Below are 15,576 nucleotides of genomic sequence, written 5' to 3'. Positions count from 1 at the left end.
AGGGAGGAGGACCGGTCGTGATCGCCTGCGACGACTTCGACGCCTGGTACGACCACCCGGTTCTAGGAGCCCGGCGAGGGACGCTGGGGTCGTGTCATGGCCCAGCGGATGGCCCGGGTCAGGGCCTGGCCGGTGGGGTGTACCGCCAGGGGCTCGACGAGGGGCAGGTGGGGCAGCCACAGCATGCGGCGGGCCCAGAGCGGGAGCAGGGACACGGCGTTGGCGGCCAGGCCGCCGTAGAAGGGGCGTACCGCGAGCGGGAGCGGGGGTCGGAGGAGGAGGAAACGGGCCGCTGACCGGGCCTCCGGGGTGGCGCGCAGTTCGGGGAGGTAGGCGGTCAGCCGTTCGGACAGTTCACGGCGGTCGCGGGGCGGGGCGATGACGCCGAGGGCCTCCGCGACGCGTGCGGTGTCGGCGACGTACGCGTCGTATCCCGCGGCGTCCAGCGGACGGGCGCCGTATCGCTCGTGGGCGCGCAGGAAGCTCTCCGTCTCGGCGGCGTGGACCCAGCCCAGCAGGTGCGGGTCGGCCGCGTGGTACGGCACTCCCTCGGACGTGGTCCCGCGGATGCGGTCGTGGATGGCCCGGACCTGGTCGACGGCGCGCTGCGCGTCCTCGGCGGTGCCGTAGGTCGTCACGGCCAGGAAGGTGCTGGTGCGCTGGAGGCGGCCCCACGGGTCGCCGCGGAAGCCGGAGTGGCCTGCCACCGCCGCCATGGCGAGCGGGTGCAGGGACTGGAGGAGAAGTGCGCTGAGCCCGCCGATGAACATCGAGGCGTCGCCGTGGACCGTGCGGACGGGGCGGTCCGGCGCGAACCAGCGCGGGCCGGGGGTGTCATGGATGCGGGCGCGGTTCGCCGGTCCGTCGGGGCCCGCGACGCGGCGGAACAGGGCCTGGCCCATCTGTTCACGGACCGCGGTCAGCATGATCGATCTCCTCTCGCCCTACCGCTCGGCGGGCGCGTGCCGCGGGTCCCGGTCCGAGGCGGGCCACACGTAGGGCAGGTCGTCGGGCGTGTCCGGGAACAGGTCGGCGTAGGTCTGCGGGTCCTTGCGGACGAGTGCCGAGCGGTGGCTCTCGTGGAAGGCCTCGTCGCCGAGCCAGGGCGGCAGTTCGCCGTCGGCGTTCAGTCGCGGCTGGTCGCGCACCGCGGTGCCGGGACGGAGTGCGGGCAGTCCGGCGAGCAGGGAGGCGGCGCAGGTGTCCTGGTGTCCCTGCTCGCACCAGACCCGGCAGACCTCCAGGCCGTACCGTACGAGCGCCTCCTCGTACCCGGTCCACATCCGGACCGCCGGGTGGTGGCGCCAGCCGTAGCCGGGGACGGTCAGACCGCGCAGGACCTGCAGGGCCTCGACCCGCTGCTTGCCCAGCCGGCGCCGGTCAAGGAGCAGGGCCGACCGCCGGAAGTCGGGGTCGGGCAGGAACGTCTGCATCGGTACCGGCTCACTTGCGTCGCAGCGCGGACGGCTTGTGGACCGCCGTCCGGCCGGACTTGGCGCTGCGCACCTCGTACTGCGGGTCCTCGGGCGAGGCGTTCACGGTGCGGCCGGCGGCTTCGGTGCGTCGGGTGATCTTGCGTTCGACCTGCCCCTCGGCGGTGCCGCCGTGGCTGCTCCAGGTGACCTCGTCGCCCCGGGCGAGCTTCTCGCCCTGTGCCTTGTCGTCGCGCTTCTTCGTCATGGCTGGTTCCTCCGTGCGGCACCGGTCGACGCGGCCGGCGGATCGGTTGCTCGTTGCTCCTGTGTTCGCTCTCCCTCCTCCGCTTCCCGCCGAAGGCGGTGTTCGGATTCAGCCCCGCCGGTCCAGCAGTCCCCGCCGGTCCGGTCCCTGCCGGCCGACCGTGGCGAGGACGACCGCGGCCGCACCGGTGCCCAGGACGGCGCCGGCGACCACGTCGCCCGGGTAGTGCACGCCGGTGTGGATCCGTGAGTAGCCCACCGCGCAGGCCAGCAGGCCGAGCGGCACGGTGACGACGGGCAGGGCGGGTCCCACCGCCGCGGCGAACGCGACCGCGGACGCGGTGTGGCCGGAGGGGAACGACGCCGACTCCGGCATGGGCACATGCCGTCCGGGGAACGGCGAGTCCACGGCCCGGTGCGGACGCGGCCGTCGCACCAGGCGCTTGCCGAGCAGGTTCGCGCTCGCGGAGGCGACCCCGATGGCCGCGACCCCGAGCGCGGCGGCGCGCCGGGGCCGGCCGGGGAACAGCGCGAGCAGTCCGGCGACCGTGAAGGAGATCTTGGAGTGGTCCGCCGCCGCGGACAGCCGGCGCAGGGCGTAGTCCAGGGTCGGTGTCCGGGTGACGGTCACCGCCTCGTACAGCGCCTGGTCGAGGGCGGCGAGATCGCGCAACAGGTCCCGGGCGACTCGCTGGTCCCACTGGGGTCGGTCAAGCATCGCTCTGCTCCTGGTTCTTGTCGGCCTGATTCTTGTCGGTCGGGAGGGAGGTTCGGCCGAAAGCCAGCCGGACGACGCGGCGCCAGTCCACCGACGGGGCGGTGTACGGCGCTCCCGGACGATGCCGTGGTACCCGCATCCGCAGGACTCCCGGCCGTACGGTGCACACCACCGGCTGGGGCAGCATCAGCGCCTCCCCGTCCACGGCCACCGGGACGAACTCCGCGTCCGACTCGACGGTCACGCGCCGTGCGGTCAGCGTGGTGATACCGCTGGCCCGTTCGCCCCGCAGCGCCAGTTCGGCGGCCTGTGCCGCGCTCCCGATGCGTACGGCGACCACGCCGAGTTCGCCTCCGTCGAGGCGTGGTCTGCGCCCGGCGCCCAGGGGGTCGCCCAGCGCGTAGGGGTTGTTGCTCACCAGCAGGGCCTGCGGCTCCTCGACCCGCTGCGCGCCCACGGTCGCCGTCAGCCGCGCACCGCCCTCGCCGCCGAGCAGGTCGGGCAGCCGCTCCAGGACGGTGGCCGCTTTGGCGTCCCGGTACTCGGGGCTCTGCACGATCTCCGCGTACGTCCCGAAGGAGACCGTGTTCACGAAGGGCCGCCCGGCCACGTCGCCCAGGTCGACGCGGATCTCCACCCCGTGCGTGAGGGCGTCGAGGCCGGCGGCCGGGTCGTCGCGGTCCAGGCCCAGGTCCATCGCGAAGTGGTTGCGGGTGCCGGCGGACAGCACCATGAAGGGCAGCCGGTGCTCGGCGGCCACCGCCGCCACGAGAGCCTGGGGTGCCGTCGCCGCCCGCCACGCCGAGCAGGTCCGCGCCCTCCGCGACGGCCTTGCGCGCCAGCGCCGCCGGATCCGGGTCGCTGTCCAGGTCGAGCAGGATCACCTTGGCGCCCAGCGCCTCGGCCCGCTCCACCAGACCGTGTTCGCCGACCTTGCCGCCGCCCGACCGGGGGTTCATGATCAGTACGGGTCTGCGCGGGGGCCGGACCGAGCGGGACCTTCTGCCTCGCGGCGCGCGGAGCCGGCGCAGTGCGCTCCGGGCGCTGGCCAGCGCCGCGACCCACAGTCCCAGCGCCACCGCGGCGAACGGCCACAGGCCGGAGACCGCGTACAGCACCAGGACGGCGACCGGAGCGGCCAACGCCAGCAGGGCGCCGCACACCCGCGCGATGCCCCGGTGCGCCACGGCCCACCACAGGCCCGCACCGGCCAGGGCGATGCCGACGAGGCCCAGCAACAGCAGCAGCCACTGGCCCGCCGCCACCACCGCCGCGACCACTCCCGCCAGACAGAGCAGAGCGAGCCGGGCGAGGTTGTGCGCCTCGAGGCGGGAGCCGTCCGGCACGGCCTCGTCGTTCGCTCTCGTAGCGTTCATGATCCCTCGGGCAGTCCGGTGCGGGGCCTGGCCCGCGCGTGTGGCACCTCGTCCCCACGCCCGGGAACCTGCCCCGCCTCACCCCTCCATGATCCATGCGGCGTGGTGGCCCCACGATCTCATGCCCGGGCAGGGCCGGGGCGCCCCGCACAGGACTGCGGATGCCCTCAGCGGGTCACGACATGCCGCTCGTCCGGGACGCAGTGGGTCATGGTCAGGCCCTCGACGCCACGCGGCGGGTTCTTGCCGAGGTTCGACAGCCGCTTGCGGTCCTCGTCGGTGAGGTCCTGCGAGGCCAGCGGCTCCAGGCCGGCGACGTCCTCCGGGCTGATCCCGAGCCCGTCACCCACCCGCAGGCCCAGCTCGTTCTCGACCAGCAGGAAGTGCCACACCATGCGCTCCTGCACGGGCCGGTCGCACTGCGCGAGCAGGTCGGTGAGGTTCTTCACCAGGTCGTCGCGCTCCCAGTCCTCCAGCAGCAGGTAGCGCTGCCCGGCCTGGAGGTAGTCATTGGTGCGGGGGATGCGCTTGCGGGTGAGCCGCCCGCGGATCTCCGGGCCCTGCTCGTCCTCGGTCGCGTACTGGCCCTCACGCAGGCCGCCGGTGATGGACGGCTCGTAGTTGACGATCGGGTTCGCGCCCCCGCCGTCCACGTGGTACGTCATCTGGCCGTCGCGCTGGTTGGTGCGCACCTCGGCGTTCTTGGCCTGGTTGACGGGGAGCTGGAGGTAGTTCGGGCCGACCCGGTAGCGCTGGGTGTCGCTGTAGGAGAAGGTCCGGCCGACGAGCATCTTGTCGTCGGAGAAGTCCAGGCCGTCGACGAGGACTCCGGTGCCGAAGGAGATCTGCTCGTTCTCGGCGAAGAAGTTCTCGGGCATCCGGTCGAGCACCATCCGGCCCACCGCCTTGGGCGGGAAGTCCTGCTCGGGCCACGTCTTGGTGTCGTCGAGCGGGTCGAAGTCCAGTTCGGGATGGTCGTGGTCGTCCATCATCTGGACCAGGAGCTCCCACTCGGGGTGATCCCCACGGGCCACGGCCTCGTAGAGGTCCTTGGTGGCGTGGCCGAGCGAGTCGGCCTGCACGTTGGCGGCGTCCTCCTCGGTCATGCTGCGCACGCCCTGCTTGGGCATCCAGTGGTACTTGACCAGCTTGGTCTGCCCTTCGGCGTTGACCCACTTGTAGGTGTTGACGCCGAAGCCCTGCATGTGGCGGTAGTCCGCGGGGATGCCGCGCGGGCTGAACAGGTTGACCAGCATGTGCATCGACTCGGGGGTCTGGGACATGAAGTCGAAGATGCGGCGCGGCTGCTGCTCGAAGGTGACCGGGTCGGGTTTGAGGGCGTGGATGACGTCCGGGAACTTGATGGCGTCCCGGATGAAGAAGACGCCCAGGTTGTTGCCGACCAGGTCCCAGTTGCCGTCCTCGGTGTAGAACTTCACGGCGAAGCCGCGGGGGTCGCGTGCGGCCTCGGAGGAGTCCCGGCCGCCGATGACGGTGGAGAAGCGGACGGCCAGGTCGGTGCGCTTGCCCCGCTCCTGGAACAGCTTGGCGCGGGTGTAACGGCTGATCGGCTCGTCGCCCCAGCTGCCGTACGCCTCGAAATAGCCGTAGGCGGTGACGCCGCGGGCATGCACGACGCGCTCGGGGATGCGTTCCCGGTCGAAGTGGCTGATCTTCTCCAGGAACTGGTAGTTCTCCAGCGTGGCGGGCCCGCGGGCGCCGACGGTGCGCTGGTTCTGGTTGTCGTGGACCGGGTGGCCCTGGCGGTTGGTGAGTACCTCGCGGTCGTCGCCGGGAGCGGGACCGGTACCGGACACATCCGTCATGATCGAGGGCTCCTTCGGTTCATGGCCGGTGCCGGGCCCTCGCACAACGGGCGACCTCCGGCCGGTGGTGGCGGATCACCCGAGTACCCGGTCGGCTCACCCCACTCACGCCCGGGGCGCCGGCTCTCGCGACGGGGTGGGCCCGCACGCCGGGAGGGTGCGGGCCCCCGGGGTCACGCGCCGGCCATCAGCGCGTCGTCGTCGGGGCGGACCCCGGACGCGCCGGACGCGGGACGGGCCCCGGACGCGCCGGCCAGTTGACGGCGGGCCGCAGTCAGCGCCGAGTCGATGTCGCGGGTACCCGTGGCGATGCACAGGGTGTAGGACACGTCCTCGAGACGCTGACGTGCCTCGGCGCTGCCGTCCTCCGCGTGGAGCACCCGCAACGCCTCGTAGCGCTCGAGGAGATCGGTGAGAAGGACGGGGTGGGCCATGAGCATGGTGTGCTCCTCCAACTGCGCGGTGAAAGTGAGGACTGCGCCACGGAAGAGCCTCGGGCAAAACCTTGGGCGGCACGCACCAAGAAGAGCCGCTTCGGCCGCTTCCGCGGTGGGCCTGTGATCCCAAGCACCTGACCGCCGTCTGCCCCCGCCTCTGAGGCCCAAACCATTACCGGCGGCCTCCGGTGCACGGCCGTCGCCATACGGGTTGCGCCGCCCTGGCGGGGTACTCGCCGGCTTCGCGCGACGATGCGCTTCAGGGAGGGCCCAGGGCCATGACCACGCACACACGCACGACCCGTACGCCGGTACAACAAGCCGCTCTCGCGGTGGGGGTGGTGTTCCTGCTCGTCGGTGTCCTGGGGTTCGTCCCGGGGGTCACCACGGACTACGACACGATGGAGTTCGCCTCGCACGACTCCGGAGCCGAACTGCTCGGGATCTTCCAGGTCTCCGTCCTGCACAACCTCGTCCACCTCGCCTTCGGCGCCGCGGGCGTCGTGATGTCCCGCACGGTCTCCGGGGCGGCCACGTTCCTGCTGGCCGGAGGCGCGGTCTATCTGGTGCTGTGGCTGTACGGACTGCTCGTCGGCCATGACAGTTCGGCGAACTTCGTCCCGCTGAACACCGCCGACGACTGGCTGCACTTCTTCCTCGGCATCGGGATGATCGCGCTCGGCATGCTGCTCACCCGCCGCCGGACCACCGCGGCGCGGTGAACCCGGTGTCCGTCGGCGCGCTCCTCGTGTTCAGTCCCGTCGGGCGCCGACGTCGCCGTTGACGGTGGTCAGTGTCATGGTGTGGTCCCGGTCGGCGCGCTGGACCGGGACCGCCACCGTGGCGCGGCCGTTGTCGGTGGACGCGGCGACCCGGTAGGCGGGGCTGTCGTGCGGGACGGTGACGTCGACCGAGCCGTTGACGGTCGTCGCCGTGACGCCCGAGGGGACCGCGGCACAGCCCAGCACCACGTCCCCGTTGGTCGTCGCGGCGTGCAGCCGGTGCGCTGCGACGGCCGTCGCGCGCACCGATCCGTTGCGCGTTGACAGCCGCAGGTCTGCGCCGTCGCGTCCGGAACGGGTCAGTGTCACATCGCCGTTGACGGTGGTGAGGTCCAGCGCGGCGGCGACGCCCGCCACGTCGACGCCGGCGTTGCGGGCGGTGGCGGTGACGCGCATACCGTCCGGGATCTTCACGTACGGCATCCGGGGGCAGTCCCCGTCGTCCGTGGCCCGGTCGGTGCACGTGAGGTCCAGTGTCCACACGTCCCCGTGGTGCGACCAGTGTCCGTCGACGCGGTCGTCCACCGTGACGTGGTCGCCGTCGGCGGGGCGCAACCGCAGGCCGTTGTCGGTGGCGATCACCACCTGTTCGGCCGAGGCCGCCCCGCCGAGTGTCCGCGGGCCCTGTGCTCCCCCGCTGTCGTCATCGGTGCACGCGCCGGCGAGGGGCAGCAGTGCCAGCATCGCGACGAGGGATGTCGAGCGCCGTTTCGGCCGTGCCTTCATACCTCGTCGGATGCCCCGCTCCCCCGCGGACATGACGGCGGGAACGGGTTACGGCACCGGGACCGAGTCCGTCTCCTGCGCACCCTCGGCGGCCGCCAGTGCCTTGTTTCGGCGCACCGAGGACCAGAAGGACCAGCCGATCAGGACCACGCCGACCAGGCCGGTGATGATCTCGTTGATCTGGTACTGGATGGTGACCATGAGGATCACGGCGAGGGCGCCGATCGCGTAGTGGGCGCCGTGCTCCAGGTAGACGTAGTCGTCGAGGGTGCCCTGGCGGACCAGGTAGACGGTGAGCGACCGGACGTACATGGCGCCGATGCCGAGGCCCAGTGCCATCAGGACGATGTCGTTGGTGATGGCGAACGCGCCGATCACACCGTCGAAGGAGAACGAGGCGTCGAGGACCTCGAGGTACAGGAACATGAAGAAGGCGGCCTGGCCCGCGAGTTGGACGGCCGACCGCGATCCGCCGGAACGTTCGGCGGCTTCCTCGCGTTCCTCCTCCTCTTCGAGCCGGTTCTCGAAGTAGCCGGAGAGGCCGCCGACGACCATGTAGGTGATCAGGCCCGCGATACCGGAGATCAGGACGGTCTGCGCCTTGTCGGCGTGGGCGCCGCCGTGCTGGTGGGCGTGGGTGGCGAAGGTGAACGCGGTGATCAGCAGGACGACCAGGGCGATGCACACCGACAGCATGTCGACCTTGCCGAGCTTGGCCAGCGGGCGCTCCAGCCAGGCCAGCCACTTGATGTCGCGGTCCTCGAAGATGAAGTCCAGGAAGATCATCAGCAGGAACATCCCGCCGAACGCGGCGATCGCCGGGTGCGCGTCGGTCACCAGCTGCTGGTAGCGGTCCTTGTCGGTCACCGCCAGGTGGACCGCGTCGTACGGGTTGAGTTTCGCGGTGATCGCGACGATGACGACCGGGAAGACCAGCCGCATGCCGAACACGGCGATCAGGACGCCGACGGTGAGGAAGATCTTCTGCCAGAAGGCGTTCATCTTCTTCAGGATTCCGGCGTTGACCACCGCGTTGTCGAACGACAGCGAGATCTCCAGTACGGCCAGAATCGCCACGATGCCGAACGCGGCCCATCCGTCGTACAGCACTCCCACGGCCAGGCCGAGCGCGGTGACCGCGAACGCCCAGCGGAAGGTCTTCAGAATCACTGTCACCAAGTCCTGTAGTCGGGCCGTCGCCGGAGGCGGGCGCGGGGGCCCGTGGCGTCACGGCCGTTGTCTATCACGGTTGTCCGTCGCCGAGGTGGCGCGGGGGTGGGATCACGTGCCGGTGGGTGCCCGTACCGCGAGAAGGGCGACGTCGTCGTCGTTGGTTTCGTACCGGACCCGGCGCAGCACCTCGTCGGTGAGGGAGGTCAGGGGGCGGTGGGCGAGGGCGGCCGCGTGTCTGCGCAGGCGGTGCAGACCCTCGTCGAGGGTGTGGCCGGGTGCCTCGATCAGTCCGTCGGTGTACAGCAGCAGGGTCGATCCGGGCGGCAGTACGGCGGTCGCGTCGGTGCGGGGGGTGCGGACCCCGGTGCCCAGGAGGATGCCGTGGCCGTCGGTGAGGAAGTGGGCGAGGCCGTCGTGGCTAATCAGCAGCGGCGGTGGGTGACCGGCGTTGGTCCAGGTCAGTTCCCAGTGGCCGTCGTCCCGCGCCTCGACCCGGGCGAGGATCATGGTGGCCATGCTGACGTCGGTGATGTGCATGACGGCCTCGTCGAGCCGGTCGACGATACGGCTCGGTGGCTCCTTGTGGGCCCAGGCGTAGGCGCGGAGCATGTTGCGCAGCTGGGCCATACCGGCCGCGGCCTCCAGGTCGTGTCCGACCACGTCCCCGACGGCGAGCGCGGTGGCGCCGTCGGACAGGGAGAACGCGTCGTACCAGTCGCCGCCGACCTGGGAGGCGTCGGGGGCCGGCAGATAGCGGGCGGTCATCCGGAGCCCGGGCACCCGCGGCAGCTGGGGCAGCAGGTGGTTCTGCATGGTCTCGGCGACCTTGCGCTGGCGCTGGTAGAGGCGGGCGTTGTCCAGGGCCAGGCCGGCTCGGCGGGCGATGTCCTCGATCAGGGGCAGATCGGCGGTGGTGAAGTCCACCGGGTCCTTGGCCCGGCCCAGGGTGAGCGCTCCCAGGACCGCGCGGGTGCTGCGGATGGGGACGATGACGGCGGAGCGGATGCCGGTGGCCTCGAACAGGCGCCGCTGCTCGACCGCGATGCCGGAGTCGGGCTCCCGCTGGTAGGTCTCGGGCCCGGCCAGCGCGGAGGCCACCCCGCGCAGCGCCCTCGACAGGGGCATCGGCGACTCCGCCGGGACCGGTGGCATCGGTCCCTGGAGCTCCTCGCGGTGGACCAGGCCGTCGCCCTCCGCGTGGACGACCGCGGACCGCCACACCTCGTCCCGCTCGGTGATCAGGTCGACGACGACCCAGTCCGCCAGCCGGGGCACCACCAGTTCCGTGAGCCGGCGCAGCGCCTCCTCGACGTCGAGCGTGGAGGTCAGCCGGGTGGTGGTCTCGGCCAGAAGCGCGAGCCGTTGCAGTTCCGGCATCGGCTCGCCCGCGGTGTTCGGCTTCGGCTTCCGGCCGGGCTCCGGGGGGCGCGGGGCGTGCAGCAGCACGAGCGTGCCGGCTTCCCGGCCGCCGAGGTCGTACGGGGTGATGAGCCAGGAGACCGGGAGCAGTGTGCCGTCCCCGCACTCGAACCAGTCGTCCTCGGCCTGGGCGGTGCGCCGGTCGTGGAAGGCCTGGCGCATGCTGCACCGGCTCCTCGGCAGGGGGTGGCCGTGGGCGTCCCGGTGCAGCAGGTCGTGCGCGTCACGGCCGATGAACTGCTCGGCGGAACGACCCAGCAGCTGTTCGGCATGGGCGTTCACGGCGATGACACGGCCCTCTTCGTCTACGACGTACGCCGCGGTCCCGATGGCGTCCAGGGCGGCGACCGGCACGGCGGCGGGTGCCGTCGGTGATCGTTTCCCTGGAGTTTCGGCGTCCTCCGGCCCTGCCATGTCGTCCTCTCCTCGCTCATCGGCCGCATGTGTCGCGGTACGGCATCCGACGGTGCCGCCCTACCCGGGTGCCCAGGCACCGGTGAATCCAGCCTCACCGTCTACGGCGGTCACGAAACCGGGTTCCCCCGGGGGCCGGGCCTGAGGGTCCGTGCGGGTGGGAGGAGGTGGGAGGACCGAGGGGTGCGGGAGGGGGGCGGGGCGTCAGCCTGCCGGGGCGGGGGTCCCGTCGGGTGTCTGCGGCCGGGGACCATCGCCGGCCAGGACGAGCCGCCCCGGCGATTCCTCGCCGGCGCCGACGCCATCGAGGGCGCCGCGGCCAAGGCCCGGGAACTCCTCGCCCAGGCCGAAGCCTCCCGCGCGCTGGGCGGCAGCCTCGGCCACGACGACACCGGCGCCTGATCCCACCCGTGCTCCGGTGCGACGCGCCGGTGGCGCGCCCCCCGGCGCTTCCGTGCGCTGGGGGCGTGTGGCCGAATTCCCTCTGTGCTCAAGGGACTTGGCCGAGTGGTGGGTATCCGTGGAGGGAGGGGTGGAAGCGGGCGTCGCGGGGAGGGCCGGGGCTGTGGCACGTCTGTCGTGGGCGTCCGGCCCGGTCCCGTCCCGTCGGCTGCGGAGGCGGCATCTGGTGCGCCGGCTGCGCGCCGAGGGGCTCTACGGGCCCAGGTTCCGTGATGTGCTGCCCGCCTTCGCCGGTGTCGTGGCGGTCGTGTGCGCGCTGGTCGCCGCGCTCACCGCGGGCTACCGCGCCGTCGGGGTCGAGGTGCCCGTCGCCGGTGTGGCGGTCCTGGCCCTGGTGGTCACGGTCGGGGTGCGGCGCGGGCGCCCCGGTGCCCGCCGACGGCTCGGTCACTACACGGCGGACGAGCTGTCCGCCCTGGACACCGAGGGTCTCGCCCTGGCGGTGGCGCGGATGCTGCGCCGGGACGGGTGGCGGGTGCGGTTGCTGCCCGCGCCGGACCGGCCGCGTCTGTGTGCCCGGGACGCGACCGGTCAGCGGATCGACGTGGCCTTCCGGCCGGTGGCGGAACCCCTCCCGGACGAGGACCTGCCACATCCCCACCCGCACCGCGGCGACCGGGAGTCGCCGCTGCGCCTGGTGGTGCATCGCGGTGTCTTCAGCGCTCGCGACGTCCGGTGGGCCCGGCGGGAGGAGACGATCCGTCTGCTCGACGGCCCCGCCCTCCGGCGCTGGGCAGCGGGCACCCGCCTCGACGACCTGTTGTCCCAGGAGAACTGACGGGCCGTGAGGTCCTGCGGACGAGTCGCCTCAGATTCGTCCGCCGGTCAAGCGGGTGATCGGGCCGTGGGTGTGTCGTCCGGCGCGGCGCCCCACCGCGTACGACGTCGCGCTCAGCACGGTCAGGCCCGCACCGACGCCCGCGGCGATGAGCTTGCGCTGGGCGACCACCGTCCAGGCCGTCTTGGCGACGGCCGCGGCCTGTCCCGAGGCGGCGATGACGGTCTGCCGGCCGGCCTCGACGCTCTTGGCCGCGGTGTGCGCGGCGCCACTGGCGGCCTTGGCCGTACGCTCCGTCGCGGCCTTGCCCGCTGACGCGGCCTCATCCGTCTTCGTGGCGGCCTTGTCCGCGGCCTTGGACGCCGGAGCCGTGGCCTTCGCCGTGGTGCGCCGGGCCTTCGAGGCCGCGGCCCGGGTCGGCGCGGAATCTTGGTTCGTCTGCTCGTTCGATTCACTCATGGACATCGCGTTACCGCTCGCTCGGCGGCCAAACGCACTCCGCCGAGAGCGATTTCGCGGCGGCTTCGCGGCGGCCCGACAGGCGTACGGCCCGGCTCGGGGCGGTCCCCTCGCCGGGCCGCGGGTCCGTCAGCCGATGTGGTAGCTGTCGCCGTACACCTTCCAGTCGAGGGGCGGGTTCAGGTCGAAGTTGCCCTGGCGCAGGAAGACGCGTTGCGCGGTGTCGACCCGGCTGGTGTCGCTGTGCGCCTCCTCCTGTTTCATCGCCCACACGCGCGCGTCGAGGAAGGCGTTGAGGTACGTCGTCTCGTTGCCGCCCTGCGCCGGCGGCTTGGCCTGGCGCAGCGCACGTCGGCGGATGCTGCTGAAGCTCGTGGCGTCGCCGCCGTCACCGTGCATGACGATGGCGTCGTAGTAGGCGAACTGGCCCAGTGCGCGCAGGCCGTCCGTCTTGCCCTGCCGCACGGCGGGGTTGAAGTAGACGCGGTCGCGTTCGTCGTTCTGCGCCTGCTGGAACGCCGTGTCCCGGGCGGCCTTGCGCCAGTCGCCGGGGAAGTCCGGGTCGAGGCCGTCGTGGGAGTCGGAGCCGTCGACGCGGCGCAGGGCCGGCAGGTACTTGGCGAGGACGTTGCCGGGCTTGCGGTCGGCGTACAGCTCGACGAGGTCGAGCATGTCCCCGGTGCCGGAGCAGAAGCCGATGATGCCGGCGGTGTAGCCGCGGCCGTCACCTATGTCCTCGATGTACTTGTACTGCGCCTTCCAGTCGAGCGAGGAGTTCTCCGCGCTCGACACCAGCTTCATGGCGATCTCCTTCTTCGCGGGGTCGTCGAGACCCGGCGCGACCGCGGGTGCCGCCGTGGCACGCGCGGGGCTGAGGATTCCGGCGCAGGTCACCGCGCCCATGAGGGCGAGGACGGTGCGGCGGGAGGTGTGGGTGGTCGGGGGCACTGTGTCAGGTTCCACGGGGACTCCAAGTGGAGGTGGGGGGTGGAGAGTTGGTCCGGACCTGATTGTTAGGAATGTTTCCTACCAGTGCGCGGCGCGATCAGTAACCCACTGCGCCGGAAGTTTGTAGATTCGAACGAACCACGCGTGAGGGAGCGTGAGTTCGACTGCGCCGGTCCCCGGGGGACGCCTTGACGGGCACGTCGGCGTCACTGGCCGTCAGATGGGCCGGGCCGAGCGGGGCGACGGTGGAATGCCGGGGGTGGCGGAGCTGGAGGTGTACCTACGGCGAGGGGCTGGAGACGCCCGCCCCTCGCCGGGTTCCTCAGAAGTGGCGCGGCAGGCGGACGACCTGGACGAAGAAGTCGTCGATCTGGCGGACCGCGGCGATGAACTGGTCGAGGTCGACCGGCTTGGTGACATAGGCGTTGGCGTGCAGCTTGTAGCTGCGCAGGATGTCCTCCTCGGCCGCCGAGGTGGTGAGGACGACGACCGGGATGTGGGACAGCTCCGGGTCGGACTTGATCTTCTCCAGGACCTGACGGCCGTCGTACTTGGGCAGGTTCAGGTCGAGCAGGATCAGGTCGGGCTGCGGCGCATCGGTGTGGTCGCCGCGCCGGTAGAGGAAGTCCAGCGCCTCCTCGCCGTCCCGCACCACATGGAGGGTGTTGCCGATCTTGTTGTCCTCGAACGCCTCACGGGTCATCAGCTCGTCGCCGGGGTCGTCCTCGACGAGGAGCACGTCTATGGGGCTGGCGGCTGGGGTGGTCATGTCAGGGCCTTTTCCTCGGTGCCGATCCCGGACGCCTCCGGGGTCTCGACGAGGGACGGGAGGGTGAAGCAGAAGCGCGTGCCGTCCGTGTGTGCGGTGTCGATCCAGATCCTGCCACCGTGCTGTTCCACGATCTTCTTGCACAGGGCAAGACCGATGCCGGTACCACCGTAGGCGTCCCGGCTGTGCAGCCGCTGGAAGATGATGAAGACCTTGTCCTTGAACTGCTCGGGGATGCCGATGCCGTTGTCGGTGACGGTCATGAGCAGGCTGTCGGGCTCGTCCGGGTCCGTGCCGCAGGTGATGGACACGTGCGGAGTGCGCTCGGGCCGGCGGAACTTGAGGGCGTTGCCGACCAGGTTCTGCCACAGCATGGTCAGCAGGGTCGGGTCCCCGACGATCTCGGGCAGGTGCTCGGGGCGGTCGACCCGGGCACCGGACTCCTCGACGGCCGTCCCCAGGTTGGCCAGTGCCTTGTCCAGCGCCTGGTCGAGACCGACGGGAACCCGTGCGTCGTTGACGCGTCCGACCCGGGAGAACGTCAGCAGGTCGTTGATGAGGACCTGCATGCGCCGGGCACCGTCGACGGCGAAGTCGATGTACTGCCGGCCCCGGTCGTCGAGCGCGTCGCCGTAGCGCTTCTCCAGCAGCTGGCAGAAGGACGCGATCTTGCGCAGCGGCTCCTGGAGGTCGTGCGAGGCGACGTAGGCGAACTGCTCCAGTTCGGCGTTGGAGCGGCGCAGTTCCACGGCCTGCTCGTCCAGGTCCGCGGCCTGCCGGGTCAGTTCCTGCTGCTGTTCCCGGGAAGCCTCGAGCTCGGCCACGATGTGCCAGCGCATGCCCTCGACGGAGTTGGCGACGGCGATCAGGTCGGCCGGGCCGCGGCCGGTGATGACGTACCCGAAGTCACCTCCCGAGACCCGCCGCGACGCCGTGCTCAGCGCCTCCAGGGGGCGGGTCACCAGGATCCGGACCAGGACGGCGCAGCCGAGACCGGCGAGGAGGAAGGCCGCCACCATGCCGCCCAGGATCCAGTCACGGACCGTGCGTTCGTGGATCAGCCGGGCGCGGCCGTCCTGGACCGCTTTCGTCAGGTCGGTGTCCTGCCGGTCCCACAGGGCCCGCAGGCGGTCGAACTCCTTCCTGCCCTGCTCGGCCTTGGCCTGGTCCAGCGGTTCCGGGCTGCCGGGGGTGACCGAGGCCGCGAGCGGCTCGGCGTAGGTGCGGCGCCAGTCGGCCGCCTGGCTTTCGATCGCCTTCAGGTCGGCGAGCAGTTCGGGGCGGTCGCCGATGAACGTCCGCAGCCGGTCGGCCGAGTTCGCCTCGTCCTGCTTGCCCCGCGTGTACGGGTCGAGGAACTGCCGGTCGGCGGTGATCGCGTAACCGCGAATGCCCGTCTCCTGGTTGACCAGCGCCGCCTGGAGCCGGTACGCCTCGGTCTGCGCGGGCTGGACGCGCCGCAGCAGTTGGTCGCTCACCTCCGCCGTCCTGTTCAGCAGCGTCGCGCCCACCACACTGCCGATCACCACCAGGAGCGTCATGACGGCCAGCAGCAGGTAGACCCACCCCTGCACCGTCAGTCGGCGTCCGATCCGGACCGCGCCCATCAT

The 15,576-nt window shown here is 71.7% G+C and carries 16 protein-coding genes and 1 pseudogene; 3 read left to right on the top strand and 14 right to left on the bottom strand.

From position 1 onward, the window contains the following. Window positions 1-62: 62 nt before the first annotated feature. The 7 genes and pseudogenes from OHN19_RS41660 to OHN19_RS41630 form a co-directional block, all read right to left on the bottom strand. Window positions 63-926 (bottom strand): oxygenase MpaB family protein, encoded by an 864-nt coding sequence (locus OHN19_RS41660; protein WP_330269199.1) that lies wholly within the window; start codon window positions 924-926, stop codon window positions 63-65. Between the two features lie 18 nt (window positions 927-944). Continuing rightward, window positions 945-1,433, bottom strand: a complete 489-nt coding sequence (locus OHN19_RS41655) for an MSMEG_6728 family protein (RefSeq protein ID WP_330269198.1) — start codon at window positions 1,431-1,433, stop codon at window positions 945-947. 10 nt (window positions 1,434-1,443) lie between these two features. Continuing rightward, a complete protein-coding gene (locus tag OHN19_RS41650) occupies window positions 1,444-1,680 on the bottom strand; it encodes a DUF2945 domain-containing protein (protein ID WP_330269197.1) in 237 nt (78 codons plus the stop codon). A 108-nt stretch (window positions 1,681-1,788) separates the two neighbouring features. After that, the gene (locus OHN19_RS41645; RefSeq protein ID WP_330269196.1) at window positions 1,789-2,397 is read right to left on the bottom strand and encodes a phosphatase PAP2 family protein; all 609 of its coding nucleotides are present in this window, start codon (window positions 2,395-2,397) and stop codon (window positions 1,789-1,791) included. Then, a pseudogene (locus OHN19_RS41640) lies at window positions 2,390-3,773 on the bottom strand (diacylglycerol/lipid kinase family protein). The gene OHN19_RS41645 and the pseudogene OHN19_RS41640 overlap by 8 nt, the downstream one beginning before the upstream one ends. Window positions 3,774-3,940: 167 nt before the next feature. Beyond that, entirely contained in the window at window positions 3,941-5,599 is a 1,659-nt protein-coding gene (locus OHN19_RS41635) for a catalase (RefSeq protein ID WP_330269195.1), read from the bottom strand. A 173-nt stretch (window positions 5,600-5,772) separates the two neighbouring features. Further along, window positions 5,773-6,039 (bottom strand): DUF5133 domain-containing protein, encoded by a 267-nt coding sequence (locus OHN19_RS41630; RefSeq protein ID WP_330269194.1) that lies wholly within the window; start codon window positions 6,037-6,039, stop codon window positions 5,773-5,775. 275 nt (window positions 6,040-6,314) lie between these two features. Between OHN19_RS41630 and OHN19_RS41625 the strand changes: the two genes are divergently transcribed. Continuing rightward, the gene (locus OHN19_RS41625) at window positions 6,315-6,758 is read left to right on the top strand and encodes a DUF4383 domain-containing protein (protein ID WP_330269193.1); all 444 of its coding nucleotides are present in this window, start codon (window positions 6,315-6,317) and stop codon (window positions 6,756-6,758) included. A 30-nt stretch (window positions 6,759-6,788) separates the two neighbouring features. Here the strand turns inward: OHN19_RS41625 and OHN19_RS41620 are convergent, their stop codons facing one another. The 3 genes from OHN19_RS41620 to OHN19_RS41610 all read right to left on the bottom strand — a co-directional run bounded on the left by OHN19_RS41620 (window position 6,789) and on the right by OHN19_RS41610 (window position 10,550). Continuing rightward, on the bottom strand, window positions 6,789-7,544 hold the full coding sequence (locus OHN19_RS41620) for a DUF4097 family beta strand repeat-containing protein (RefSeq protein ID WP_330269192.1): 756 nt from the start codon (window positions 7,542-7,544) through the stop codon (window positions 6,789-6,791). A 48-nt stretch (window positions 7,545-7,592) separates the two neighbouring features. Continuing rightward, window positions 7,593-8,714, bottom strand: a complete 1,122-nt coding sequence (locus OHN19_RS41615; RefSeq protein WP_330269838.1) for a DUF475 domain-containing protein — start codon at window positions 8,712-8,714, stop codon at window positions 7,593-7,595. A gap of 111 nt (window positions 8,715-8,825) precedes the next feature. Then, entirely contained in the window at window positions 8,826-10,550 is a 1,725-nt protein-coding gene (locus OHN19_RS41610; RefSeq protein ID WP_330269191.1) for a SpoIIE family protein phosphatase, read from the bottom strand. Between the two features lie 183 nt (window positions 10,551-10,733). Between OHN19_RS41610 and OHN19_RS41605 the strand changes: the two genes are divergently transcribed. Together OHN19_RS41605 and OHN19_RS41600 are read left to right on the top strand one after the other, a co-directional pair. Next, on the top strand, window positions 10,734-10,952 hold the full coding sequence (locus OHN19_RS41605; RefSeq protein WP_330269190.1) for a hypothetical protein: 219 nt from the start codon (window positions 10,734-10,736) through the stop codon (window positions 10,950-10,952). A gap of 163 nt (window positions 10,953-11,115) precedes the next feature. After that, a complete protein-coding gene (locus OHN19_RS41600) occupies window positions 11,116-11,790 on the top strand; it encodes a hypothetical protein (protein ID WP_330269189.1) in 675 nt (224 codons plus the stop codon). A 30-nt stretch (window positions 11,791-11,820) separates the two neighbouring features. Here the strand turns inward: OHN19_RS41600 and OHN19_RS41595 are convergent, their stop codons facing one another. The 4 genes from OHN19_RS41595 to OHN19_RS41580 all read right to left on the bottom strand — a co-directional run bounded on the left by OHN19_RS41595 (window position 11,821) and on the right by OHN19_RS41580 (window position 15,573). Further along, window positions 11,821-12,255 (bottom strand): hypothetical protein, encoded by a 435-nt coding sequence (locus OHN19_RS41595; protein WP_330269188.1) that lies wholly within the window; start codon window positions 12,253-12,255, stop codon window positions 11,821-11,823. Window positions 12,256-12,378: 123 nt separating this feature from the next. Continuing rightward, on the bottom strand, window positions 12,379-13,152 hold the full coding sequence (locus OHN19_RS41590) for a chitosanase (RefSeq protein ID WP_330269837.1): 774 nt from the start codon (window positions 13,150-13,152) through the stop codon (window positions 12,379-12,381). Between the two features lie 367 nt (window positions 13,153-13,519). Then, entirely contained in the window at window positions 13,520-13,966 is a 447-nt protein-coding gene (locus OHN19_RS41585) for a response regulator (RefSeq protein ID WP_330269187.1), read from the bottom strand. Beyond that, window positions 13,963-15,573, bottom strand: a complete 1,611-nt coding sequence (locus OHN19_RS41580) for a sensor histidine kinase (protein WP_330269836.1) — start codon at window positions 15,571-15,573, stop codon at window positions 13,963-13,965. The genes OHN19_RS41585 and OHN19_RS41580 overlap by 4 nt, the downstream gene beginning before the upstream one ends. Window positions 15,574-15,576 lie beyond the last annotated feature (3 nt).

This window comes from Streptomyces griseorubiginosus (assembly GCF_036345115.1).
Lineage (GTDB): Bacteria > Actinomycetota > Actinomycetes > Streptomycetales > Streptomycetaceae > Streptomyces > Streptomyces griseorubiginosus_C.
The sequence above is the reverse complement of the archived record's forward strand: the minus strand, read 5'-3'. Positions and strand labels throughout refer to the sequence as shown.